The sequence below is a fragment of the Providencia sp. PROV150 genome (assembly GCF_028481025.1).
GTDB lineage: Bacteria > Pseudomonadota > Gammaproteobacteria > Enterobacterales > Enterobacteriaceae > Providencia > Providencia hangzhouensis.
Genome location: NZ_JAMPPJ010000030.1, coordinates 74,028 through 99,975 on the forward strand (window position 1 = coordinate 74,028; position 25,948 = coordinate 99,975).

Genomic DNA, 25,948 nt, shown 5'->3' on the forward strand with positions numbered 1-25,948 from the left:
TAATACAAAATCAATGGCATGTTCGTTTTACCTCAGAAGGGTGTTCTATGAACAAAAATGGTATTTTAAAGCACATTCCGTGGATGATCCTCGGGATAATCGGTGCAGTCTGTTTAGGGGTTGTTGCACTCAGACGCGGTGAGCACATTAGTGCGCTGTGGATTGTCGTCGCTTCTGTGGCGGTGTATCTCATCGCATATCGTTATTACAGCTTATATATTGCTAAGAAAGTGATGAAGCTGGACGAAACACGTGCGACCCCAGCCGTCATTAATAATGATGGTTTAAACTATGTTCCGACAAATAAAAATGTTCTATTTGGTCACCACTTTGCCGCTATTGCAGGGGCTGGGCCATTAGTCGGACCTGTTCTTGCGGCGCAAGTAGGCTATTTACCCGGTACCTTATGGTTACTAGCTGGGGTTGTGTTAGCCGGTGCGGTGCAAGATTTCATGGTGTTATTTATTTCATCACGCCGTAATGGTGCATCATTAGGGGAAATTGTTAAAGAGGAGCTTGGCCCGATTCCGGGAACGCTGGCGCTCTTTGGGTGCTTCCTAATCATGATCATTATCCTTGCTGTATTAGCATTGATTGTGGTGAAAGCCTTGGCAGAAAGCCCATGGGGTGTCTTTACCGTTGTTTCAACAGTGCCTATCGCATTGTTTATGGGGATATATATGCGATATATCCGGCCGGGGCGCGTAGGTGAAGTTTCTGTTATCGGTATTGTTCTGTTAGTTGCTTCCATTTGGTTTGGTGGTGTGATTGCTCATGACCCATACTGGGGCCCAGCACTGACATTCAAAGACACGACGATCACTTATGCGTTAGTCGGTTATGCGTTTGTTTCAGCATTATTACCTGTATGGTTAATTTTAGCGCCTCGTGACTATTTAGCGACCTTCCTGAAAATTGGGGTTATTGTTGGTTTAGCGATTGGTATCGTTATTCTAAACCCTGAATTAAAAATGCCAGCTGTCACCCAATTTGTTGATGGCTCCGGTCCTGTTTGGAAAGGTACTCTATTCCCATTCTTATTTATTACCATCGCTTGTGGTGCGGTATCCGGCTTCCATGCGCTTATTTCTTCAGGGACAACACCTAAGTTATTAGCAAACGAAAAAGATGCGCGTTACATCGGTTATGGTGCAATGTTAATGGAGTCATTTGTTGCGATTATGGCACTGGTAGCGGCTTCTATTATCGAACCAGGCTTGTATTTTGCAATGAATACACCACCTGCGGCGTTAGGTATTACTATGCCTAACTTACATGAACTGGGTGGTCCAGATGGCGCAGCTATCATGGCTCAGCTCAAAGATGTGTCTGTTCATGCAGCCGCTACAGTGAGTTCATGGGGCTTTGTGATTTCACCTGAACAAATCATGCAAACAGCGAAAGATATTGGTGAGCCGTCGGTGTTAAACCGTGCAGGTGGTGCGCCAACATTAGCGGTAGGTATTGCGTATGTTTTCCATGAAATCATGCCTGCGGCAAATATGGGCTTCTGGTATCACTTTGGTATTCTGTTTGAAGCGCTGTTTATCTTAACCGCATTGGATGCAGGAACCCGTTCTGGCCGCTTTATGCTGCAAGATTTATTAGGTAACTTTGTTCCGTTCTTGAAGAAAACCGATTCACTGGTTGCGGGTATCATCGGTACAGCAGGCTGTGTTGGGTTATGGGGTTACTTATTGTATCAAGGAGTTGTTGACCCACTGGGCGGTGTTAAGAGCTTATGGCCTCTGTTCGGTATCTCGAACCAAATGTTAGCAGCGGTTGCTTTAGTCTTAAGTACAGTTGTATTGATTAAGATGAAACGCAGTAAATACATTATGGTGACTGTCTTACCTGCAGTATGGCTATTAATATGTACAACTTGGGCATTAGGACTGAAATTATTCAGTGATAACCCACAACTGGAAGGGTTCCTATACTTAGCGAAATCTTATAAAGATAAGATTGCGGCAGGTGGTGCAGAGTTAACTGCACAAGAAATTACTAATATGAATCACATTATTATTAATAACTACACCAACGCTGGGCTGAGTATTCTATTCTTAGTGGTTGTTTACGGTATCATTTTCTACGGTATCCGCGTTGGGATGAAAGCACACAAAAACCCAGAGCGTACAGACAAAGAAACACCTTATGTTCCTGTACCTAAAGAGGGCGTGAAAGTTTCATCTTCACATTAAGTCACCCTTCAACGGATTTGAACATCGAAAGGTGTTCAATAAATGAAAGGTCGCCCTACATTATGTGCTCATGATGTAGGGCATTTGTATTGGAGAGGCTGATGTTTGGAAATCTCGGCAAAACAGGAAAATACCTCGGGCAAGCCGCACGTATGTTAATTGGTATTCCTGATTATGATACTTATGTGCAGCATATGAGTGATAACCATCCAGACAAACCTGTGATGACATATAAAGAATTTTTTCGCGAAAGACAAGATGCACGGTATGGTGGTAGTGGTAAAGGCGGATTTCGCTGCTGTTAATCAATGAAGTGTGAGGGCAATAATGAAACCTATTAGCGTAACAATTTTAACCGGTTTTCTCGGTGCAGGTAAAACGACTCTCCTTAGCCATATTCTTCATGCTGAGCATGGTCATAAAATCGCAGTGATTGAAAATGAGTTCGGTGAAGTCCCCATTGATAACGCAATAATTGGTGATCGTGCGACACAAATTACTACATTAAGTAATGGGTGTATTTGTTGTAGCCGTTCGAATGAATTAGAAAATGCCTTATTAGATCTATTAGATGGCCTTGATAGTGGAAAATTAGACTTTGACCGTCTGCTCATTGAATGCACTGGCATGGCAGATCCCGGGCCGATCACTCAAACCTTTTTTTCCCATGAAGTCCTCTGCGAACGTTATGTATTAGATGGGATTATTACCTTAGTGGATGCTGTTCACGCTGATAAACAATTAAATGATTTCGCCATTGCTCAAGCGCAAATTGGCTATGCAGACCGTATTTTATTGACCAAAACCGATATTGAGCCAAATAATGAAGCTTTAATTGAACGTTTACAACGAATTAATGCAAGGGCGCCGATTTACCCCGTCATTCACGGTGATATTGACCTGAGTATGTTATTAGATATCGACGGTTTTTTATTGGATTCACAATTAAATGTTAAACAACCGACATTCCGTTTCGCCCCTAAACAACAAAATGAAGTAGGCTCGATTGTTCTCGAATTTAATTACCCTGTTGAACTGATGGCGGTTTCTCAGGTAATGGAAGAATTATTACTTGGCTTTGCAGATAATTTACTGCGCTATAAAGGGATCCTTTCCATTGTGAATGAGCCAAAACGCTTATTATTCCAAGGTGTTCAGCGCCTTTATAGTGCGGATTGGGATAGAGACTGGGAAGTTGATGAACAACGCCGCAGTGTATTAGTGTTTATTGGTATTGACCTACCAGAAGAGATGATCCGCGAAAAATTCGCAGCCCTAGAAGTTAATTCAAAATAGAACAATTCAAAAAAAAGAATTTCAAAAAAAAGAATTTCAAGAAAAGAAATTCAAAGTCATTAGCGGCGTAGCAAGGCGGCAAAAGAGCCAATCCCTAGGAGCATACACAAGTATGTGACTAGGGTTGGCGAATGCAGCCAACAACGCTACGGCGTTAAGGGCGTGCTTTAGCGGCCATAATTTCAATAATCTGCACGTCAGTATGTCTCATAGAACCCGCAGCTAAAGAACATAAATTGGCAATGGACTGGTCGACATCATCAGAAACAATACCATCCGACCCTCTGACACAGCTATTATCTAATGCCATTAGCACGGCTTTATAAGCGGCACTCGCACTGGTTGACACCTTCATTGCACAACTGTTTGATGCACCATCACAAATCATACCACTAACATCACCAATCATACTGGAAATTGCCATTGCGACGACTTCATAGCGGGATTCTAGTAACCAAGCGATGCCTGCAGCAGCCCCCATAGCTGCTGTTGTCGCAGCACATAGTGCCGATAACGCAGGAAGCTGGTTGTGAATATAAATAGCCATTAAGTGTGACAACATTAAGGCTCGAGCCAGTTGCTCTTCAGAAGATTGCAAATAATCTGCAGTGACAACCACCGGCATGGTTGCTGCAATACCTTGGTTACCTGACCCTGAATTACTCATTGCGGGCAACACAGCCCCTCCCATGCGTGCATCAGAAGCCGCGGAGGTACGGATCATAATTTCTGACATTAAGTCTTTTGAAAGCAAACCACGGTCTCGCTGGGTTTGTAATGTTTTGCCGATATGTAAGCCATAAACATTGCGTAAACCTTCTTGAGATAAGGCTTCGTTTAAATGCGCGGCTTCAAGAATAAAACGAATATCCTCTAAAGGCGCTTCGGTGGCAAATTGATAAACAGATTTAGCAGTGACTGGCGGTAGTGGGATGTCAGCTGCACAGTCAACTGGAGATTCATGGTGAGGTTGAGCCGTTGTGGCATCAAATACGGTGTGATTGTTATGAATAATTTTAACAATATTCGTATGTGACCCCGCAATGATGACGGTTGCGGATTCTGTTTGGGTATATACCGTGGCTTCGGAGTAGATAACATCGTCGCAAGGGTGCTTAATATCAACGGTAATAGCCCCTTGTGCTAACATGGTTTTACTTAATGCAATGGCATCCTCAGATGCTGATTTTAATACTTCTAAACCTGCTTCAGCATCACCGCCAACTGCACCAAGGGCTGCAGCAATGGGTAGACCAACCATTCCTGTTCCGGGTACGGTTACGCCCATACCATTTTTCATGAGGTTAGGGGAAACGAAAGCACAGACTCGGGTCACTTTGCCATTAAGAAATGAAGCCGCTTTGGCGGCAGCATATGCCAATGAAATTGGCTCAGTACAACCTAAGGCAGGCTTTACTTCTTGCTTTACTGCGTTGATAAAATATTGCCAAAGTAGTGGTTGTGATTGAGCATGCATGGCAAGTCCCCTTAATAAAATCTTTTTTGATTTTATTATTTTAAACAACAGTCTGGAGAAAAACTTCACTAAGTTAGGGGATTTAAAGAGAGTGGAGAGAAATATTATCTCTAATTTGAATTATAAAAATGAAAAATTTCTAACTTTGAGCTTAGTCACAAAAGTCCTGCCTATAATATTCGGCAGGACTGAGTGATAACTGAACAGATTAGCTTTCTACATCAAGACGCTTACTTTGCCACTTACGTGAACGCCAGCGCCATGCATTGGTTAAGCCGCGCAACCATTCATCAGCAAAGAAACCTAACCAAATACCTAAGAGGCCCATCTCCATTTTTATGCCTAAGAAGTAGCCTAATGGGATAGCGACGCCCCACATAAAAATAATAGCGGTACACAGAGGAAAGCGAGCATCGCCAGAGGCACGCAAGGCATTTACCATCACGATATTAATTGTTCTGCCGGGCTCTAAGAACACCGAAAGTAAAAATAATGGCAGCAGTACCTTAATAATACCTTGGTCATCAGTAATATTATTTAAGATAGGATCACGGAATAACCAAAAGGCAATAACGACACCAATTGTTACGTAAAAACCCATTTTAAGGCTTTTTACACCGCGCCTAAAGGCATCTTCAAAGCGTTTTGCCCCAACAAGGTGGCCAACCATAATTTCATTACCAATACTGATAGAGATCCCGAACAGCATGATAAACAATGATAATTGGAAATAGAGCGTTTGTGCCGCAAGAGACGTTTCCCCCATGAGGCCGATAAACGCAGATGCGGTCATAAAATGGAGGATCCACACAAGATTTTCCCCCGCAGAGGGTAATCCAATATGTAAAATCTTACCCAACATTTTCCGTGACCAGTGTATTAACATCATTGGGATAAATTTAATTCTCAGCCCATAAAACAGTAGGCAGAAAAGTAAAATAACGGCAACAATACGCCCAACGACTGTTGACCAAGCAACGCCTTCAAGACCGTATTGTGGTAAGCCGAAGAAACCATAAAGCACGATGATATTACCAAATACTGTAATCACATTAGCGATTAGTGTGACCCACATTGCGGGTTGTGCTTTACCATAAACCCGCAAGCATGCCGCTAAAATAATTGAAATTGCTTCAGGGATTAAACAAATCCCTAGAATACGTAAATAAGTATAACCATCAGCCATTAAATGCGATGGCATATTCATAATAGTTAAAATGCTATAGCCAAAAAATAACGCAACTAATGCGCTGGAAAAACCAAGAATAAAGTTAAACGCGATTGAAATATGAATCGCTTGGCTGGCTTTTTCTCGGCGGCCTGCCCCTAGGTATTGGGCTATAACAACGCTACACCCCACACTGATAAAGTTAAAAATAGTGATAAATAGGTCAAACACTTGGTTTCCCACCCCCATAGCAGCAAGGTAGGCTGTAGACACGTGACTAACCATGTAGGTATTAATTAATAATGTGGCCAAATGAAGAAAAATATCGATAAAAATTGGCCAGCTGAGCGAAAAGAGTGACCGCTCAGTCACATCGGATTGATGCATTGAGAACCTTTATATATTCATGAATGATAGGGAAAGCTTTCTGATGGGCTAATTCTACATGGATTTCAACAATGAAAATAGGGTTAAAATGCGTCTGATTTAATTAGGCTAATGTTTTGTTTACTTTTAATTATTCTGTTAAATTCAATTTCGCTATAAATAATTTAATAAGCAACATCAGAACTGTATAGGAGCAAAAATGACAAAAATTAAAGCAGCAATAGTGGGCTACGGTAACATTGGTCGCTATGCACTAGAAGCTGTTCTGGCCGCTGAGGATTTTGAGTTAGTCGGGGTAGTTCGTCGCAATACGCAAGATATTCCTGCTGAGCTTTCTGGATATAAAGTGGTTGATGATATTGAAAAACTTGGGAAAGTTGATGTTGCACTCTTGTGTTCACCAACGCGTGCTATCGGCCCATTAGCAGCTAAAGTTTTGAGCCTCGGTATTAATACGGTTGATAGTTTTGACGTGCATTCAGATATTGTGGCGCTAAAACACAGCTTAGATGACGTTGCGAAACAGCATAATAGCGTGGCGGTTGTTTCTGCCGGATGGGATCCTGGCTCGGATTCGATTATGCGTACATTGATGCTAGCAATGGCACCAAAAGGGGTAACTTATACGAATTTTGGTCCAGGGATGAGTATGGGACACAGTGTGGCCGCTAAAGCTATCAATGGCGTAAAAGATGCCCTTTCTGTCACAATTCCATTAGGAACAGGGGTTCATCGTCGTATGGTTTATGTTGAATTAGACGGTGGCGCTAAGTTCGATGAGGTGGCTCAAGCGATTAAAGCAGACAGCTACTTTTCTTCTGATGAAACACATATTCGTCAGGTGGATAGCATTGATGCATTAAAAGATGTTGGGCACGGTGTGCACATGACTCATAAAGGGGTTTCAGGGGCAACACATAACCAGTTGTTCGAATATTCAATGCGCATTAATAACCCTGCACTGACTTCTCAATTTATGGTTTCTGCCGCACGAGCGACGATGAAACAAGCAGCAGGCGCATATACAGTGATTGAAATTCCACCAGTGAATTTCTTACAAGGTGATTTAGATACGCTGATCGCCAAACTGGTTTAATTAAATTTAATCTATCTGTGGCATGACATTTATTCGTTCATGCCATCTTGTCGATATTTCTTACACTTTACCTCGCTTTGAACCTGCCATTCAGACTTTAGCCACTGTTTATTTTTTGTGTGATCAAGTAGCTTATTAATAAAGTGATATTGGTGAGATGGAGTGAGCTAATGGTAAAACCACCAAGGAATGGGAAAGATAAAAACCAAGGTTTTTTCCCAGAACAATCTTCAGTAAAAAGTGTGAAGGAGAACCCGCATTCTTTCAGTATTATTCGTGCTTTTTCTAAAATAATAAACTACGGTTTTTCATTGTTTTATGTTGGTTTTATTCTATCTGTATGGTTTTTTCCTGAATACTATACGGTAGAAATTATTTATAACCTGACGTTGATCCTGATTTTTGAATTTATTTTAGTTCACTCGGGCGTCTTTATGGCGGTATTTCGTGATTGGCGAGTATTAACGTTATTTGCTCTTTTCTATGGTCTTTTTGCACTGGCCATCAATATGTCAGTATTAGGTGATTCCCCATTAATTTTATATTTATACAGTGCCACTGTTGCCAATCGAATGCTTTTTGGTTTAACCAGCCGAACAGAGCAAGAACGTTCAGAAAATATGGGCTATTCAGCATTAATGGCACTCAATTTTATGTTCTGTATTTTCTCGGTGTTAATTTTATCTTTCCTCGTGCCTTATGGCGGATTAACGCCTGAATATTTAAGATCGATTGACTATTATTCGAGTATTTCTAGCGGTGGTGAATTCCCGGAGAAACCCCATGTGGCTTTTGCCTTTGGCGTGCTCTACTTTGGTATGCCTATATTTATGGCTTGTCTAACACATTTCTTATGCAAAGGGCATTCTATTTACCAGAAAAAGGGAAGTAACTTTCGTGGCTAGAAAGATAAAAAAACGCCTACCGAAGTAGGCGCCTGGTGTTGGCAAAATATAAAGTAAAAAAACTAACGTGTAATTGATTTAAATTTTTGTGTGGTGGCGGTTAATGCCACTTCTGTTGGTAAACGTTCCATTGAGCTGGCACCATAGAAACCATGGCAATCAGGGCAGTTGGCTAAAATATATTCAGCATCTTCAGGGGTGGCTATTGGGCCACCGTGGCACAGAACAATCACACCTTCGCGTACTGATTTTGCCGCTTTTGCCCATTCATTGATTAGTGGAACGCAATCTTTGAGCGTCAGGGCGGTTTCTGCTCCAATATTCCCCCCAGTCGTTAGCCCCATATGTGGCACAATAATGTCGGCACCAGCTTTAGTCATCGCAATGGCATCTTCAGCGCTAAAAACGTAAGGCGTAGTGAGCAAATCTTTCTCATGAGCGAGACGGATCATCTCAACTTCTAACCCATAGCCCATTCCTGTTTCTTCTAAATTGGCGCGGAAATTGCCATCAATTAAGCCGACGGTAGGGAAATTTTGTACTCCTGCAAAACCTGTTGCTTTGATATCATCAAGGAATTTATCGAATTGGCAGAATGGGTCTGTTCCATTCACACCCGCAAGGACAGGAGTATGTTTTACTACGGGTAAAACCTCTTTTGCCATATCCATAACGATTTCATTCGCATTGCCATAGGCTAATAAGCCTGCAAGTGAACCTCTACCTGCCATGCGGTAACGGCCTGAGTTATAGATAACGATTAAATCGATACCGCCCGCTTCTTCACATTTAGCAGATAGCCCTGTTCCTGCGCCACCACCGATGATTGGTTCTCCCCGAGCAATCATGTCTCTAAATTTTTTTAATAAATCTGCGCGGTTATGTTTCATAGTTAACCTCTATTATTTGTTCAAAATTTCCTGGTGAAGCTGAATAACCTGGTCACAAAACTCTGTGGAGTTAATATGATAAGGACTCAAAATAAGTTGTCTTTTCTCTGTTATTATTAAATTTGCTGTTAAAGCATCAATGAAGGCTTGATCTGCGATAGGATCCCAAAATGGAGCACCATCAACATCTAATGCTGAAAAGCCTGCTGTTGGGATGATAAAGCGCACTTCACCATTACAACGATTTAATTTTTCTGCAATCCAACGACCCATTTGCTGATTTTCTTCTTTGGTCGTTCTCATTAAAGTGACTTGAGCGTTGTGATGATAAAATAAGCGATTTTGGTAGTGTTCGGGCACAGTCGAAGGGCGGCCGAAATTCACCATATCGAGAGCTCCACAAGACATCACGCAAGGGGTTTGAGTGCGTTCAATGGCACCAAAACGGTCTTCATCACAAGCTAATACCCCACCAAATAAATAATCACATACTTCGGTGGTTGTAATATCTAAAACAGAATGTAATAACTGGCTATCAATTAGTTTTTCCATGGCTTTGCCACCACTGCCTGTCGCATGGAAGACTAGACAGTCATATTGCGCCTCTAACTCTGTTGTGAGCTGCTGTACGCATGGGGTCGTTACTCCGAACATGGTTAGTGCAATTGCTGGTTTTAAGTCATGCGGTTGTTCTTCGTCGTCAAACCAAACAGCTCCTGCTATTTGATTAGCAGCATTTTTTAATACTTTGCGGGAAATGATATTCAAACCTGATACATCAGTGACGGAGTACATCATCGAAATATCACTCGCGCCGATATAACCAGAAATATCCCCTGATGCCATTGTGGAAACCATTAATTTTGGAATACCTACGGGCAATACTTGCATGGCGGGTGTAATGAGTGCGGTTCCACCCGAACCACCTAAACCAAGAATAGCGGCAACATCTGTTTGTGCGGCAAGATAAAGGCTGAAAGCCTGTGCCATAGCTTCAATGGCTTTACCGCGGTCACCACAGAAAACGGCCTCAGTACCAAGTGGATGAAAACTTGCGACAGTGTGTGCGCTGATATCTGCGTTTTTTTCTAATTGCGTTGGTTGTGTTGTCAGGTCAACAGTACGTACCGCCAATCCGGCGTTTTTGATTAATTCACTAACATAAAATAGTTCAGCACTTTTAGTGTCAAGCGTCGTTACAATATAAATAAAACCCGGATGTTTTTTCATATACAAACCCTTTCAGAGTAAAACGAGCGTTGAATTTTTCATCATAATGAGACTATAGTATCATTATGATTGACTGTAAAATGAGATTGTAGTCTCATTTCTGGTTTATTATGACGTTATTGACTGATAATGTTTTTATCCTATTGATAAAATAGTATAAATTATTATTTATAGGCCTGAGCTATTTTGAGTATATTTGGATATTTAAAAGATATAATTGTGATTGTTATGATTTTTGCTATTACTTTTAAATCACCTTTATGAATAATTTCTTTAAATCATCAACCAAGTGCATTTACCTATTCACACTTATATGTTTTCATGAGCTCTAACTCATTTTATAGTAAGTGGCAGTATTTTAAGGATAAATTAATGTCTAAAACTAATTCACATTCAGAATACAAAGGGACACGAAAACGAACCTATGTATTGTTGATTAAGACGGCTTTAGATTTATTTGAAAAAGGGGCGATGCCTTCTGTTTCTGAGTTGGCACTTGAGGCGGGAGTTTCTCGTGCGACAGCTTATCGTTATTTTCCGACACAAGCCGATTTAATTACCGCAACGGTTAATGAAAGTTTAGGTCCTATTTTAACTTGGCGCCCGCAAAGTGAGCAAACCGAAGAGCGTATTGACGAGTTATTAACCTATGCTTTTCCACGTATGTTTGAACATGAAGGTGTTTTACGAGCCGCGCTGCAAGTATCATTACAGCAGTGGGCACAGGGGCGAGCAGCTCCACAAAGCATTAAAGATAAGCGTCTAGAACGCGGTAATCGTAAAGAAATTCTTGCAATGGTCACATCGCCAATGAAATCAGAATATCCGCAAGAAATTATTGATAAAGTGATTCGTGCTTTTTCTGTTATTTATGGTTCCGAAATATTTTTAGTACTAAAAGATATTTGGAAAATGGATGATGCTCAAGTAACACAATTAGCACAATGGATGTCCAAAGCGGTTATGAACCAAGCTCATGCTGATAACATAAAGAGAAGGAAATAAATTTTTCACTGTACCGTGTCAATCTAAGTTAAAAAGATTTTTTCAGACCAAGTTAAAATAATAAGATCAAAACCTAATAAATAGATAAATGTTGGTGGATATCACTAGGGTGATAAATAAATAAAAACTAAAGCTATATGGCTTAAATAATATGATATAAATTAGGGATATAAAAAGACTTAATGGTTAATACCATATGAAGAAATTATTAAAAATGATAGGTGGGATTTCCATCTGTGCTTTAATCGGTGGCGGGCTTACTTACCTAGGAGTTCCCCTTGCATTGATGTTTGGCCCGATCATTGCCATTATCATTTTTCATCGTTTTGGTATTTCCTTCGCAATTCCTAAACACACCATTAGTTTTGTTCAAGTCACGTTGGGAACCTCTGTGGGCTTGATGTTCAATCAAGTATCTCTTAATGAAGCGGACAATTTATTTCTTTTATTATTGATGTTGGTTGTTTGTTTGGCTGTGCAATTTTCGTTTAGTTTTTTTTGGTTTTACCGGAAAGTCGGTTGGACAAAACAAGAGGCAATGCTTGGCTCTGTACCCGGTGCTATGGCGGCAATCCTCGCATTAACAGACCACACCCATACACCGCCTCAGAAAATTGTTATTTCCCATACAATTCGCTTAATTATTCTTATCTTATTAGCAGGAATTGTTGTTGGCAGCGACGGTGACCCGCAACCGATAATAGAATTGCCAGAATTGACATTAGTTTCAACGGCATGGCTACTGCTTATTATTGCTGTTGGGGTGATTTCAGGGGCCATTTTACAGCGTTTAAAAGTTCCTGCGCCTTTTATGTTGACGTCATTAGCGGCGGCAACACTCATTCAAGGTTGGGCTGATATCCCATTGAATTTTCCACTGATGTTGACTGAACTTAGTATGGTATTGATTGGGATGAACATTGGTAACCATTTCATTGTGTTCCCACTTTCCTCGTTGATTAAAAATATATACTCTTCAGCTCAAGTCGTGGTGGTTAATATCGTGCTGACTTTTCTTATCACGGTATTTGCATCTTGGATTACAGGCTATGATATTTCGGTGTTACTGTTAGCTTGGGCCCCGGGAAGTATGGAAGCGATGACATTCGCAGCAATTACCATGAATTTAGATGCAGGCTTTGTTATGTCAAACCATATTATCAGGATGGTAATTATTCAAAGTATTCCATCGATAGCTTTGTTTTGGCAAGAAAGAAGGCAGAAAAGAAAGAATAATTTAGAGTAAAGAAAGAAAACATGCAGGCGATATTTTGGCATGTTTTCTTGATGGGCTTTCTTATCAGCTTACTTGACGTAAGCAAAGAGGCCAAGAGAATCCCGTGCAAGGGACTGGCATTTAAACTCAGTGGTGAGTGGTATCCCTTTTAGGTCACTATAACTTTCTTTGTTAAGGGCGGTCATTTTTTCCGCATTATAGTTGCTAAGGTCCCATTTGTTACTTTTAGCAAAGTAAACAATGGCACGTTCAATTTCTCTATCTGGGATTTGTGAATACCCGCAATCATATTTTAGATAAATAAAAACAGCCGTGAGATCAGCAAGATCTTCAGCTTCGTTGTTGGAAAGAGCTCTGACAGAATTGGTTATCCCCAACAGAGTCATTAAGCATGACATCAATATAAATTTGCGCATTCGTTATTCTATCTGTTTTCTATGTCAAGTTACGTTAGCATAAGAATAGAATTGTTAGTCAACTATATTTTTCTTAAATCCATGTAATAAACCCACATTTTTAGAGTGGCTTTATTGACCTTCCTGTAAGGGGAAGCTTTATCATACCTCCATTAAACCATGTTTTGCTTCGAAAGTGTAATTTGTCATAAATTACACCACTGATGATTATCGATTTGATAAATAAAAGGAAGGTTATCAATGCTACGTCGCGATTTTCTTAAGTTAAGTGCTATCACATATGCTGCAAGTGCGCTGCCTATTTGGAGCCGCATCGCGGTAGCAGCAGGAAATTATCCAACATTAGCGATTCCACCCTTATTGGAGCCTGATGCGCAAGGCAACATTCAGGTCGTTATTCAGCAGGGCGTTTCGCAATTTGTTCCAGGAAAGCAAACGACGACATGGGGTTATAACGGTAATTTATTAGGCCCTGCAATTAGTTTGAAAAATGGACAAAATGTTAATATCAATATTATTAACAAACTGGCAGAAGACACCACGGTTCATTGGCACGGTTTAGAGATTTCAGGTGAGCAAGATGGCGGCCCTCAAGCGATAATCCAACCAGATACAAGCCGTAAAGTGAATTTTACGGTAAATCAAAGCGAAGCGACATGTTGGTTCCATCCTCATACTCATGGAAAAACCGGCTACCAAGTGGCGATGGGGTTAGCTGGTCTTGTATTAATTAAAGATGATGACAGCACAAAACACGGCTTACCAAGCGATTGGGGTGTTGATGATATTCCTGTCATTTTGCAAGACAAACGCTTAAAAGATGATGGGCAAATTGATTACCAGCTTGATGTGATGAGTGCGGCTGTGGGGTGGTTCGGTGACATCATGCTAACGAATGGTGCTGTTTATCCTAAACATGTTGCCCCGAAAGGTTGGCTGCGCTTAAGGTTATTGAATGGCTGTAATGCTAGAAGTTTAAATATTTCCACCAGTGATGGACGTAAAATGTATGTCGTTGCGAGTGATGGTGGTTTATTAGCCGAGCCGATTGCGGTAACAGAATTACCTATCTTGATGGGAGAGCGTTTTGAAGTATTAATTGATGCCTCCGATGGTCGTGCATTCGATTTGGTAACTTTACCTGTCGGGCAAATGGGTATGACGATCGCACCATTTGACCAGCCTTTGCCAGTACTGCGTATTGAAACAACGTTGACGAAGGGAGAAGGTGACTTACCATCAACACTTGCAGCAATGTCTGCTATTCCTTCTCTTGCTGGCTTAAATCGCCGTCGTTTCCACTTAATGATGGATATGCGTTTGGACATGCAAGGCATGATGATGTTACGTGAAAAATATGGCGACCAAGCCATGGGTAACATGGGCGGTCATGGTGCAATGATGGGGAATATGAACCACGGTAACATGAATGCAGGTAATATGAACCATGGAAATATGAATCATGGAAATATGAATGGCAAAATGGGAAGTGGCGGCCACTGTGGTACAGGTTCTGATGGTTTGGATATTCATAATGCGAATACTATTAATGGGCAAGTTTTCTCAATGACGCATCCTGCATTCAATGCCCCTATGAATCAGCAAGAAATTTGGGTCGTTTCAGGGCGTGGCGATATGATGTTGCACCCATTCCACGTCCATGGCACACGTTTTCGTATCCTAAAAGAAAACGGCCAAGCCGTAGCGCCTCATCGCCAAGGGTGGAAAGATATTGTTAAAGTGGAAGGGCAGGTGAGTGAAATTTTAGTCGAGTTTAAACACCCTGCAACTCAACAGCATCCTTATATGGCCCATTGCCATCTTTTGGAGCATGAAGATACAGGAATGATGTTGGGCTTCACTGTTAGTTAACAGCATTATTTATTTTCAGAGAAAATGCAGTGTGAAATTTTAGCACTGTATTTTCCTTTATTAGTATATGCGTGCTGCCTATGTTAAAATTACGTGCTTTCCATTCCCATAGATGCGTAATAGAAGATGAAACATACCCTTGAAGTGATGATCTCTGAAGAAGAGATTGCTCAACGAATTAGTGAATTAGCTGATAAAATTAGTGCTCATTATCAAAAGCTTGATGGTGAATTAGTCCTTGTTGGCTTGCTGAAAGGTTCATTTATTTTTATGGCTGATTTATGCCGTAAGATTGATGTTCCTCATGAAGTCGATTTTATGACTGTTTCAAGTTATGGCAATGCGATGACATCGAGCCGTGATGTTAAAATTGTCAAAGATTTGGACGAAGATATCCGTGATAAACACGTATTAATCGTCGAAGATATTATCGACTCTGGTAATACTTTAAATAAAGTTCGTGAAATTTTCGAATTACGTGGCCCTAAATCTGTCGCTATTTGTACATTACTGGATAAACCTTCACGTCGCGAAGTGCAGGTTCCTGTTGAGTGGATTGGTTATTCTATTGAAGACAAATTTGTGGTGGGTTACGGTATCGACTACGCTCAACAATATCGTCATCTGCCTTATATTGGTCATGTAACGTTACTTGAAGAATAATATTTGGTGACCTTATAAAGAAGAGCCGCGTTTAGCGGTCCTTCTTGTTGTCACCACACATAATAGGTTTAGCAGTGTGCTGAGCGCCACAGTAGGGCGTTTTTCTATTATTCGTAAGTCACTTCTACGTCCATAGTCGCATTGGCTTTACCTGGAAGAATCGTTTTTTCCATTTGTATATAATACGAGTTAAAGTATATCGATAGTTTTCCGTCAACATTTGACGGGGAAACCAAAGTACCACGGCCACCTATTCCCATCCTATACCACAGCGTTCGGTCATTACTGTATTCTATTCTTATTCCAACACCTCTGGCTCTATCAGAAGAGTTATCTATATCTAGAACTGTGTTAGAACCTGAATATTGACGTCCTTGAAGAGCAATATTAATTTTAGTGTCTTTATCGCAATCAAAATCAATCTGCCATCTCACATCTTTGCTTTGCGTGTTGACACCACTACCAAAGCCAGACTGGCCAATAGTATAATCACCAAGATGAACATTTTGTATTCTTGATGATTGGACGGAGCAAGTATTAGAAGATACTCGTCCTGTAATATTAAAAACGGCATCATAACCGAATGATTTAAAAGAAAATAATGATGTCATTATTACAAAGCAATGAATTGCATATTGAGTTTTTTTATTCATTGCTTCCCCTTAATTATTTCGTACAACGAATGTAATAGAGGCATTTGCCGTACCTGGTGTTGCGCTATTTGCTAATTGCTTATAGCGCGCACGCAATTGAACTGTATTAGTTCCTGAAATTGTTCCTGCCGCACTAATTAAGGTGCTGACTTCATTTGCATTTTTTGCTTCCCAACGTTTGCGCTCGGGTGAATAAGCTTCAACTTGAATTGCCATTCCGCTCGCTGAACCTTCAGTCTGATCCAACTCAAATAGCTTTCTATCTAGTGCAGCAGGAGTTCCTTCTAAGGCGCCACTCACTTGTCGATTTACTGTTGAACAATTAAAAACCAAATCAAATTCCACCCAATCCGTCACTGAGTTACGAGGGAAATTGCTTCCATCCCCCTCAAGAAACCACATTCCTAAATCAACACCTTGTGCAGCAGAAGAGATGCTACACGTTTCACCTTTAATCGAACCTGTAAAATTCACCTTGATATAGGCATCCACAGCCATCACATTCATTGGCATTAGAGATATAAAAAACAGTACAAATAGATTTAAATTATGTTTCATAAATAATGACCCTTGATCATTTATACACAAGGGTAACCGTAACCTGTGCATTACCATGAGTTGCCTTCACTTCATTCGATGTTTTGACATATCTGAATTCAAATGTTTTTGTGACAATGGGGCTCAGACTTGCTTTATCCAGCAAGGAATAGACATAATTGTTGGATAAGGTACGGTCTCCTCCTAATTTCAATGGGGAAGATTGACCCGCTTCGTATACTCGCACCGCAAACCCAGGGTTTTCGCTTTCATTTTCTAAATAAATAATATCTGTATTTATATTACTTGGATGCAAGTTATCAGCTACGGTGTAGGCTACAGACATGATGGCAGGGCAGTTAATCGTAATCGACTGTTGAGCATGGCCAAAGGTATCTCCTATATTTAACGAGCGAACTTTAGCGATGTCATGGACGCCGAGGTCGACCGATTGTCGAACTGATGAAGCTGCACAAGTGCGTTGTGCCCATGAAATCAATGTTGATGCAGGCAATATTTCCCCTACTGATGAGACCCAATTCATATCACCACTGCATTGCACTTTGACTGGATTAAAATGTGTAACAGCTTTATCCGTTCCTTCAATATCTCCTTGAACGGTTTTGACATACATCATTCGTGTTTCAAGTTGTAGCGATGATGAGCCATCAATGGCACTAATTTCGCTATTATTTCCTGTTAATGGATACCATTGGCTCGTTCCTTTTTGCCTTAATGCCATGACATAACCCACGCCATTAATGCCAGTGCTAAAAACGGGGTAACTCCCTGATCCATCATTAATCACCATTCCTACGGGTTGGCTATTTACTTGAGGAGTAAAATTAAAGTTTCCCGGCCCTTCAGCAACACATAATTCTTGATTCCCTGTAGATTCAAATTGCTTCCAGCCATTACCCAATATCGCTTCACGGGGAAGTTTATGAGCTGCCGTATCAATTTCTAAATCCCCTAAATTGATACGAAACTGCCCGACACTGAGCGCGTTAAATGAAAACAAGGTAATACCAACCAAAGCAATAATTTGTTTTATATTCATATTCAAAACCTATTTTATTGGCAGTTGACGGGCAATATGGGTAAATGATGCTTCAAGTGTTCAGCGGTTAATTTATATTCGGCAACACACTGATCTTCTTGGTTTTTACCCCATTTAATTTGTAGCCGCCCTTGCTCTGGCATCCCACTGAGATACACATCACCATTATCACCGACAATACCTGAGCTCATATTTTGGTCATCACTTTGAGCGAATTGGGCCATTGCACCGAAAGGCACTGGTTTTCCATTATGAGTAACATTAAATAATAATCGGTAACCGACATGAGTTTGGTAGCTTGCCAAAATTGCGGCGCCTTTTGTTGGTACCGCATTAACTGTATTGGTTTTTAATTCAACATTTTCAGGTAAAGAGTCAATGTTGAGGGATATTTCATTTTTAGTATAAGGATTGAGATAAGGCACAATGGCGTAACCTCGAGAATCGGTTGAAATATTAGCTCGATTTAAAACTTGCACATTTTCCGCACCCGGAGCTCGAATAATCGCGAAAGAATCATAGATAGGCTGAGCTAAAGTGATGCCATATGGATGAGCAACAACCGCCCCTGTTAAACCGTAGTTTGCTCGCTGTGAATATCTATCATAGCCATAGGCCGCATTAGCAACACCGTAACTTCCTCGATAAGATGCCGAGGCATTTCCACTACCACGAGTTTCTTTATTTCCATATGACTGCTGAACAGCGTAATTAATATTATTTTTTTCGCCAAGAGTACCACTTACTCCCATCATTGCGTCTGCATTGCCGCTGTTATCCGCTGTAATACTACTATTTATCGATGTGTAATTGCCGGATGTATTATTAAGTGGAATAGAAACTGAAAAAGAGAAGTAATTATCAGCTTTACGTTGATAAGCACTATCAGAATAACTGTAATTAAAGTTATAAGTGATCCCATCAAAGCTTTTGTTATAACCTGCATTTAATGAGCGTTCTTTACCCGAACGGTTCCAATAATCTTGCTGATAACTAGAAAAATAAATATTACCGAATTCATTTAGTGACTGATTTAGTGAGATTTGAAAGCGATTTTTTTTATTATCGCGATATATTTTAGGTTGATTACTGTTAGCTTCACTGAATGAATAAAAACCTTCCGTTGAGTAACGATAGTTAGCTAAAGTTACAGATGTACCAGTCGAGGTCACGTTTTTGGAGTATTGAAAACGATATGACTGCCCACTGTCGGTATCTTCTTTCCCTAATAAATTTTGGCTATTTGCTTGTGTAACATCAGCCGATAGTGCTCCCAAACTACCTAAATTAATTCCCATTCCTATCGCATAAGATTGGTAATTTTTTGATAGTAAAGTTCCAACGTACCCAGTAATACCTTTTGGTAACCCATAAATAAAAGTACTTTGCAGGAAATCAGGTTCTACTTCACCGGAGGCATTAGATTTATATTTTCCCCCCGTTAATGAATACTTGAGTTGCCCTTCTCGCTGCATAATAGCAATTGATGAGAACGGAACAGTAAATGAGCGTTCAGTACCATCCGCTTCTTTAATTATAACGGTTAAGTCACCGCTAGTCCCTGTTGGGTATAAATCATCAATTTCAAATGCACCTGGAGAGACATAGGATTGATAAATAACATAGTTATTTTGTTTAATCGTAACTTCTGCGTTACTTTGAGCTATTCCCCTAATAATGGGAGCAAAACCTCTCATTGAACTAGGTAGCATGGATTCATCACTTTGTAATTGAATGCCACGGAATTGAAAACCATCAAAAATCTCACTTGGTGTCGCTGTGTCACCAATCACTAATTGAGATTTTAAAAAGTTAATCCCTCTTTCTAAGCTAGTCTCAATGTTTTTCCATTCGCGTTCTCCACTATTATCCGTATAAGTCGAATAGTTTTTTAAACGCCATGGGCCTAGATTTCCAGTGCTACGAAGGTTGAAATAATGAGAGTTTGTATCTTTGGCGTTATTACGACTCCAATTGTTTGAACCACTATAATAATAATTTAAGATTAAAGCAGGAACACCATTTTCCCATTGACTAGCGGGAACAGTACCTAATGCTTGTTTATTCATAGCAATTTGAGGTATTGAGATATTCAGCTTCTGTTGATTCAATTCAAGCGTAGATTTTGCCTCGGGTATATATTCGCCTATTGGGCCTATATATTGCCCAGCAGAAAGTGCAGCCAATGCTGGAATAGAATTAACTTTAACTCCCCAAAGTGCTAATTCTTCTTTTGTTATGCGTGGAATTAATTGGCTTGATTTATCATCCTTAACAAATTCGATAACCTTAGAATCCATTAAAATACCATTTACGATAATATCGACATGATATTCTCCCGCTAACTGGCCTCCAGGGTTAGCAAACTGGTCTAAATTAGGTAGATCTGCAATATTTTGGCCATCAATGACGCTGAGTGAGCTAGGACTAAAATAATCTTCCGCAGATACATGACTAATGCTTATTCCAGCCAAAATTATTGCAGTTACTACCTGACATATTTTTTTTAATCTAAAATAAGTTACCCCATTATGCAAATCGGTTATCGCGTCATAATGACGATTTAATGGATGTTGCTTTCTTGAAATGCAGCGCATAATGAATGTTCTTCCAACTGATTATTTTAATGTCTGAGTTTTCGCTTTCGTTATCGTTCCATGGTCATTAATTGCACTCCAAGTAACTTGGTTTGCTTGAGTTCCCGAAATATTCCATGACGCTTCGCCCAGAGGAGGGACCATGCCTGGTTCTGCAATTTCTTTATTACCAACCTTCAACTCCCCGAATGAAACATAATAAGGCGTTGGATTATTTGCTTTTAAATAGTTTCCTTGTTTTTTAAAGGTTAATTTTTCATACGCAATTAATGCTTCTGCTGTTGGTAAATCTGCAGGGCGATAAAATAATTTAATCTTGTTATTAATTGAAATCGTTAAATTATTTGTTGCATTTGGGTCTGATGGTGGAATTGATTTAACATTTAGCCAATAAACTGATTCTTTATCAGAGGGTAACTGAGAATCTGTTAAAACAATTCGAATAGCATTGGCTGATTCAGGTTCAATGCGAAAAAGTGGAGGAGTTACAGTAAACGGTACTTTTTGCTTATCATTATTATTAAAATTATTGACCCAAGATTGTACAAGATAAGGTGTTTTGTCATCATTTCTCACTGAAATTGAAGCTTCTTTCTTATTGCCTTCATAAATAACACGAGTGCCACCTAAAATAACACTGGCGTTTGCATTAAGAGTCGTCATAAATAAAAGCGCTAATGAAATGAGATGCTTTTTCAAAATTTTCCCCTATAAAAAGAGGGAACGGATGTTCCCTTAATTCAGTGAACTATTGGTTATATTGAATAGTGACAGTAACGTCAGCGTTTGCTTTACCAGCAGTAACTTCATTTGCGGTTGTAACGTAACGCGCATAATATGTTTTTTCGCCACTATTACCTTTCAAATCAATACCATCAGCTTCTGTGTCTGGAGTATAGAAATTTGTTCCGTTAACATCACCAGAAATACCAATACCAACACCTTCAGCCTCATTGACAGCATATAATTGGTTGTTATCTGGGTGTGCGGTTCCTCCGAAGGTGACGCGAGCACGTGCTAATGTTGCAGGGCAGCCACTCAAGCCTATTGTTAAAGGAACTGCATCAGTTAATTCACCGACTTTATCGAAGGTGTTAGTCATCCAAGTGCCAAGTTGCACTACACCTTCATTTTTGTTTGTATTATTAACTTCAATAGTACAAGTCGTATCAATAAATTGACCTTTGAAGTTTATGGTGCCTTTAGCATTACCGCTATCAATTGCAGCATATGCCACACTTGATAATGAAACCATAATAATTGATGCCATTAATACTGACTTTTTAAAAATCATAGGAACCTCTTATCTATCTAGTAAAGAATCATTAATTATATTCAGGTTAGATGACTAAGTTATTTTTTAATAACTATTATCCCATATATTTCACACATCAAAATTATATTAGTGTTTTTAAAGTAAATCCATTAAACGAGTAATTTTAAGTATTTTACTTAGATTGCGATGTTTAACCTTGAGATAACACTTTTAAGTTAATAATATAGATGAATAATCCAATAAATTGACATTTTCTTAATTGTTAACGATAACAACCATATTAAAATTAAATTTAAATATTATTTAAGTAACTGTAACATTGTATTTCGTTTGAAATATAATTTAACGGATATATGCAGGCTAATATTCTTATTATACGGGGTGAGTGGTATTAAAAATTTCCAAAGTTGGTATTTAAGGTGTTTAAAGCTTATTTGCTGTAGGGGAGATGTAAGAACTCATAAGATATGATCTGGCAGTGCTATAAAATCACCTTTTTATTTTTACCTTTTCCAGGTAAATAAAATGAATGATAAGACCATGAATTTTAATTTTTTCAATAAGAAACTATTTATGGTTTAAATTAAAGGGGTAGTAAACTCTCTTTAATATATAATTTTTTATTAAATTTACTTTAGTTTTGATTTTTTATCGAGAATATTCTTTGCTTGATTAAGTGATTTTACTTAAAAATAAAAGGCCATATCTAATTAGCTGAATGACAACGATAGATATGACCTTTTTATTATTTATAATCTAGGCTAAATTAACTGCGTAACCCTCTACCTTGTTCAATCAAATACCAAGTTAGTAAATAAAAAACTATCAAGAAAATCATCAGTACACCAAGAGTAATTGCGATTGATACATCTGCAATACCTAGGAATCCATATCTAAATCCACTAATCATATACACGATAGGGTTTAATTTAGATATAGCCTGCCAAACTGGCGGTAATAAGGATAGCGAATAAAAGACACCACCTAAATAAGTTAACGGTGTTAGGACAAAAGTAGGAACGATACTGATATCATCAAACGTCTTAGCAAAAATTGCATTTAATAGCCCAGCAAGTGAAAATACAATAGCGGTTAGCAACAAGGTTACTACAACCATAACCCATGAATGGACTTGTAGTGGAATAAAAAATAGTGACACTAACGTGACTAAAAAACCAACTAGGATCCCACGAGCAACACCTCCACCAACAAAACCAGCAATAATTATGTGTGTTGGAACAGGTGCAACCAGCAACTCTTCAATATTCTTTTGAAATTTAGAACCAAAAAATGAAGAGCAGACATTAGAGTAAGAGTTAGTGATAACTGCCATCATGATTAACCCCGGAACTATAAATTGCATATAGTCCACACCACCCATATCACCAATTCTTGAGCCAATTAAATTACCAAAAATGACAAAGTATAGTGACATTGTAATGACTGGTGGTAATAAGGTTTGTACCCAGATACGACCAAATCGAGTGACTTCTTTTATCCAAATAGTTTTTAATGCTACCCAGTACAATGAGATCATTTTACAATCTCCTTCTCGGCCGCATGGCTTTCTTTTTTGACTAAATTAACAAATAACTCTTCCAAACGGTTCGCTTTATTACGCATACTTAAAATTTGTACACCTTGCTCGCTGAATTGGCTAAAAACACTATTTAGGCCTTGCTCTCTTTTTACGTCCACTTCAAGTGTTGATGTGTCTATCAAACGAGATTCATACCCTAATAATTGAGGAACAGGACTTTTTGGCATTAGATCAAAAATAAAAGTTTCTGACTCTAGTTGGCTAAGTAGTTGTTTCATACTTGTATTTTCAACTAGCTCACCATGTTGAATAATACCAATATTACGGCACAGCATTTCAGCTTCTTCTAAATAGTGAGTTGTTAAAATGATTGTCGTCCCTTGAGCGTTTAGATTCTTCAAAAATGTCCACATAGAACGACGTAACTCGATATCCACTCCTGCTGTTGGCTCATCGAGTATTAATAATTTTGGTTGGTGCATTAAAGCACGAGCAATCATTAAACGGCGTTTCATTCCACCTGATAGATTGCGGGCACGCTCATTGCGTTTTTCCCATAAATCAAGTTGAGTCAGATACTGTTCGGCACGTTCTACAGCAACTGAACGAGTGACTCCATAGTAACCCGCTTGGTTAAGGACGATTTGTAGTACTGTCTCAAAAGGGTTGAAATTGAATTCTTGAGGCACTAAACCAAGTTGTTGTTTTGCTTGTACAACTTGCTTTTCTAAATCATAACCAAAAACTTTTACACTCCCACTCGTTTTATTCACTAATGAGCTGATAATCCCGATTGTAGTTGATTTACCTGCACCATTTGGTCCTAGCAAAGCATAAAAATCGCCATCTTCAACGCTTAAGTCGATTCCTCGCAAGGCTCTTACACCACCGGGGTAGGTTTTGGTTAACTGCGATAATTCAAGTGCATATGTCATATGTAAAAAAAACCTTTATTCTTAAGATAGTTTGGCGGCAATATATCCTAATGATGCCACTTTTTTCTGTCCTATGTTATGCAGAAAAGAGATAATTAATTTATCTAAGATAATTCAATATGTTACTAATTTAGGGTTGTTTTGTCTAAAGGAGAGGTTCATCATAAGGGCATTAAAATTAGTATAACTAATTATTAATTAATCAATAAATGCTGTATAAGATTTTATCGCAAAGTAACACAATTAGGCTATAAGTCATGATGAGAAAAATAGAAGAACTGTTTGCTAACAATGAAGCATGGTCAGCATCAGTAAAAGAGCAAGATCCTGAATTCTTCAAAGAATTATCAAAAGCGCAAAAGCCAAGATTCTTATGGATAGGCTGCTCAGACAGTCGAGTACCTGCAGAAAAGCTAATTAACGCAGCACCTGGCGATCTTTTTGTTCACCGTAATGTTGCTAATTTAGTTATCCACACGGATCTTAATTGTTTATCTGTTATTCAATATGCCGTTGATGTCTTACAAGTTGAGCACATCATTATTTGTGGTCACTATGGTTGTGGTGGTATTGAAGCGGCTGTTGATAATACCGAACTCGGCTTAATCAATAATTGGTTATTACACATACGTGATATTTGGTACAGACACAGCTCTATGTTAGGTGAATTAAAACCTTGCGAGCGACTTAACCGTTTATGTGAACTAAATGTTGTGGAACAAGTTTATAATTTAGGCCACTCTACCATTATGCAATCAGCGTGGAAACGCGGTCAAAAAGTCATGATCCACGGCTGGGTCTACGGTATTAACAATGGCCGATTGCAAGACCTTCATATTACGGCGGATAGCAGAGAAAAACTTGAACTTTGTTACCGTGAAGCAATTGCGACATTAACGCAAAAAAATAATTTAAGTAAAAAGGATTGCTAAATTGCCCTCTGATTGCTGGTAAACCTATTATGTCATCAGCAATTAGAGCAAGTTTTAAAGTAAACCCCAAAAAACCAACTTATTGATTTTGGGCTGATAAAACAAAGCGGGAAAAATAGGTATTTATCCCGCTTTATCAACAATCTCAAGCGCTATAGAATGGTGCTTTCTTATATTAAGCGACTTGTACAGGCACCGCTTTAGCCACCCTGCTCATGACATTGTTTTCATCAAAATAAGCAACCTTCGGTTTATGCGTGCGCGCATCTTCATCGTCAATTTGTACATATGAACAAATGATGAGTTTATCGCCTACCGCGGCACGGCGTGCAGCAGCACCATTAACTGAGATAATTTTTGAACCGCGCTCACCAGAAATCGCGTAGGTTGAAAAACGCTCACCATTATCGACGTTATAGATATCAATGGCTTCATATTCAAGGATCCCAGCAGCATCCATGAAGTTCTGATCAATCGCACATGACCCTTCGTAGTGTAGGTCTGCCTGTGTGACTGTGACGCGATGGAGTTTGCCTTGTAACATTCTTCTTAACATTTCTTCTTCGTCCTTCAAA

Annotated in this window: 24 protein-coding genes; 10 read left to right on the forward strand and 14 right to left on the reverse strand. The window is 39.3% G+C overall.

What is annotated here, in order from left to right:
- Positions 1–47 precede the first annotated feature (47 nt).
- The 3 genes from PSE83_RS18515 to yjiA all read left to right on the forward strand — a co-directional run bounded on the left by PSE83_RS18515 (position 48) and on the right by yjiA (position 3,497).
- Positions 48–2,201, forward strand: a complete 2,154-nt coding sequence (locus PSE83_RS18515; RefSeq protein ID WP_004260588.1) for a carbon starvation CstA family protein — start codon at positions 48–50, stop codon at positions 2,199–2,201.
- Between the two features lie 101 nt (positions 2,202–2,302).
- Complete coding sequence (locus tag PSE83_RS18520; RefSeq protein ID WP_004260586.1) at positions 2,303–2,506, forward strand: YbdD/YjiX family protein; 204 nt, start codon at positions 2,303–2,305, stop codon at positions 2,504–2,506.
- A 22-nt stretch (positions 2,507–2,528) separates the two neighbouring features.
- Positions 2,529–3,497, forward strand: a complete 969-nt coding sequence (gene yjiA / locus PSE83_RS18525; RefSeq protein WP_094960941.1) for a GTPase — start codon at positions 2,529–2,531, stop codon at positions 3,495–3,497.
- A gap of 154 nt (positions 3,498–3,651) precedes the next feature.
- Here yjiA and PSE83_RS18530 read toward each other — a convergent pair whose 3' ends face one another.
- Both PSE83_RS18530 and PSE83_RS18535 read right to left on the reverse strand, forming a co-directional pair.
- Positions 3,652–4,974 carry an L-cysteine desulfidase family protein gene (locus tag PSE83_RS18530; RefSeq protein WP_004260581.1) on the reverse strand — a complete coding sequence of 441 codons (1,323 nt, stop codon included), beginning with the start codon at positions 4,972–4,974 and terminating at the stop codon, positions 3,652–3,654.
- Between the two features lie 208 nt (positions 4,975–5,182).
- Positions 5,183–6,529, reverse strand: coding sequence for an MATE family efflux transporter (locus PSE83_RS18535; RefSeq protein WP_164564746.1), 1,347 nt, complete (start codon positions 6,527–6,529; stop codon positions 5,183–5,185).
- A gap of 199 nt (positions 6,530–6,728) precedes the next feature.
- Here PSE83_RS18535 and PSE83_RS18540 point away from each other — a divergent pair, with 199 nt between their 5' ends.
- On the forward strand, positions 6,729–7,625 hold the full coding sequence (locus tag PSE83_RS18540; protein WP_136133972.1) for a diaminopimelate dehydrogenase: 897 nt from the start codon (positions 6,729–6,731) through the stop codon (positions 7,623–7,625).
- A gap of 170 nt (positions 7,626–7,795) precedes the next feature.
- Positions 7,796–8,530 (forward strand): hypothetical protein, encoded by a 735-nt coding sequence (locus PSE83_RS18545; RefSeq protein ID WP_004260570.1) that lies wholly within the window; start codon positions 7,796–7,798, stop codon positions 8,528–8,530.
- Between the two features lie 62 nt (positions 8,531–8,592).
- On the opposite strand, the gene PSE83_RS18550 is transcribed toward PSE83_RS18545, so the two are convergent.
- Both PSE83_RS18550 and PSE83_RS18555 read right to left on the reverse strand, forming a co-directional pair.
- A complete protein-coding gene (locus PSE83_RS18550) occupies positions 8,593–9,420 on the reverse strand; it encodes a phosphoenolpyruvate hydrolase family protein (protein WP_272661020.1) in 828 nt (275 codons plus the stop codon).
- Positions 9,421–9,432: 12 nt separating this feature from the next.
- On the reverse strand, positions 9,433–10,650 hold the full coding sequence (locus tag PSE83_RS18555) for a Tm-1-like ATP-binding domain-containing protein (protein ID WP_110592268.1): 1,218 nt from the start codon (positions 10,648–10,650) through the stop codon (positions 9,433–9,435).
- A 372-nt stretch (positions 10,651–11,022) separates the two neighbouring features.
- Between PSE83_RS18555 and PSE83_RS18560 the strand changes: the two genes are divergently transcribed.
- Positions 11,023–11,655, forward strand: a complete 633-nt coding sequence (locus tag PSE83_RS18560) for a TetR/AcrR family transcriptional regulator (protein WP_004260563.1) — start codon at positions 11,023–11,025, stop codon at positions 11,653–11,655.
- Between the two features lie 196 nt (positions 11,656–11,851).
- Positions 11,852–12,901, forward strand: a complete 1,050-nt coding sequence (locus PSE83_RS18565; protein ID WP_004260558.1) for an AbrB family transcriptional regulator — start codon at positions 11,852–11,854, stop codon at positions 12,899–12,901.
- Positions 12,902–12,960: 59 nt separating this feature from the next.
- On the opposite strand, the gene PSE83_RS18570 is transcribed toward PSE83_RS18565, so the two are convergent.
- A complete protein-coding gene (locus PSE83_RS18570) occupies positions 12,961–13,308 on the reverse strand; it encodes a YacC family pilotin-like protein (RefSeq protein ID WP_036958296.1) in 348 nt (115 codons plus the stop codon).
- A gap of 240 nt (positions 13,309–13,548) precedes the next feature.
- Between PSE83_RS18570 and cueO the strand changes: the two genes are divergently transcribed.
- On the forward strand, positions 13,549–15,180 hold the full coding sequence (gene cueO, locus PSE83_RS18575) for a multicopper oxidase CueO (protein WP_112307179.1): 1,632 nt from the start codon (positions 13,549–13,551) through the stop codon (positions 15,178–15,180).
- A gap of 126 nt (positions 15,181–15,306) precedes the next feature.
- Positions 15,307–15,843, forward strand: a complete 537-nt coding sequence (hpt, locus tag PSE83_RS18580) for a hypoxanthine phosphoribosyltransferase (RefSeq protein WP_004260548.1) — start codon at positions 15,307–15,309, stop codon at positions 15,841–15,843.
- A 107-nt stretch (positions 15,844–15,950) separates the two neighbouring features.
- On the opposite strand, the gene PSE83_RS18585 is transcribed toward hpt, so the two are convergent.
- The 8 genes from PSE83_RS18585 to PSE83_RS18620 form a co-directional block, all read right to left on the reverse strand.
- Positions 15,951–16,496 carry a fimbrial protein gene (locus PSE83_RS18585; RefSeq protein ID WP_004260545.1) on the reverse strand — a complete coding sequence of 182 codons (546 nt, stop codon included), beginning with the start codon at positions 16,494–16,496 and terminating at the stop codon, positions 15,951–15,953.
- Between the two features lie 9 nt (positions 16,497–16,505).
- Entirely contained in the window at positions 16,506–17,054 is a 549-nt protein-coding gene (locus PSE83_RS18590; RefSeq protein ID WP_004260541.1) for a fimbrial protein, read from the reverse strand.
- A 16-nt stretch (positions 17,055–17,070) separates the two neighbouring features.
- The gene (locus PSE83_RS18595; RefSeq protein ID WP_164564751.1) at positions 17,071–18,093 is read right to left on the reverse strand and encodes a fimbrial protein; all 1,023 of its coding nucleotides are present in this window, start codon (positions 18,091–18,093) and stop codon (positions 17,071–17,073) included.
- A 14-nt stretch (positions 18,094–18,107) separates the two neighbouring features.
- Positions 18,108–20,690, reverse strand: a complete 2,583-nt coding sequence (locus PSE83_RS18600) for a fimbria/pilus outer membrane usher protein (RefSeq protein ID WP_136133975.1) — start codon at positions 20,688–20,690, stop codon at positions 18,108–18,110.
- Between the two features lie 21 nt (positions 20,691–20,711).
- Complete coding sequence (locus tag PSE83_RS18605) at positions 20,712–21,389, reverse strand: fimbrial biogenesis chaperone (protein WP_036958295.1); 678 nt, start codon at positions 21,387–21,389, stop codon at positions 20,712–20,714.
- A 49-nt stretch (positions 21,390–21,438) separates the two neighbouring features.
- Entirely contained in the window at positions 21,439–21,984 is a 546-nt protein-coding gene (locus PSE83_RS18610) for a fimbrial protein (protein WP_164564753.1), read from the reverse strand.
- Between the two features lie 748 nt (positions 21,985–22,732).
- Positions 22,733–23,503: an ABC transporter permease gene (locus tag PSE83_RS18615; RefSeq protein ID WP_004260522.1), complete on the reverse strand. Its 771-nt coding sequence runs from the start codon at positions 23,501–23,503 to the stop codon at positions 22,733–22,735.
- Positions 23,500–24,441 carry an ABC transporter ATP-binding protein gene (locus PSE83_RS18620; protein WP_004260518.1) on the reverse strand — a complete coding sequence of 314 codons (942 nt, stop codon included), beginning with the start codon at positions 24,439–24,441 and terminating at the stop codon, positions 23,500–23,502. The genes PSE83_RS18615 and PSE83_RS18620 overlap by 4 nt, the downstream gene beginning before the upstream one ends.
- A gap of 257 nt (positions 24,442–24,698) precedes the next feature.
- Here PSE83_RS18620 and can point away from each other — a divergent pair, with 257 nt between their 5' ends.
- A complete protein-coding gene (gene can / locus PSE83_RS18625) occupies positions 24,699–25,373 on the forward strand; it encodes a carbonate dehydratase (protein ID WP_004260515.1) in 675 nt (224 codons plus the stop codon).
- Between the two features lie 175 nt (positions 25,374–25,548).
- Here can and panD read toward each other — a convergent pair whose 3' ends face one another.
- Positions 25,549–25,929 carry an aspartate 1-decarboxylase gene (panD, locus tag PSE83_RS18630; protein WP_036958294.1) on the reverse strand — a complete coding sequence of 127 codons (381 nt, stop codon included), beginning with the start codon at positions 25,927–25,929 and terminating at the stop codon, positions 25,549–25,551.
- Between the last annotated feature and the right edge of the window lie 19 nt (positions 25,930–25,948).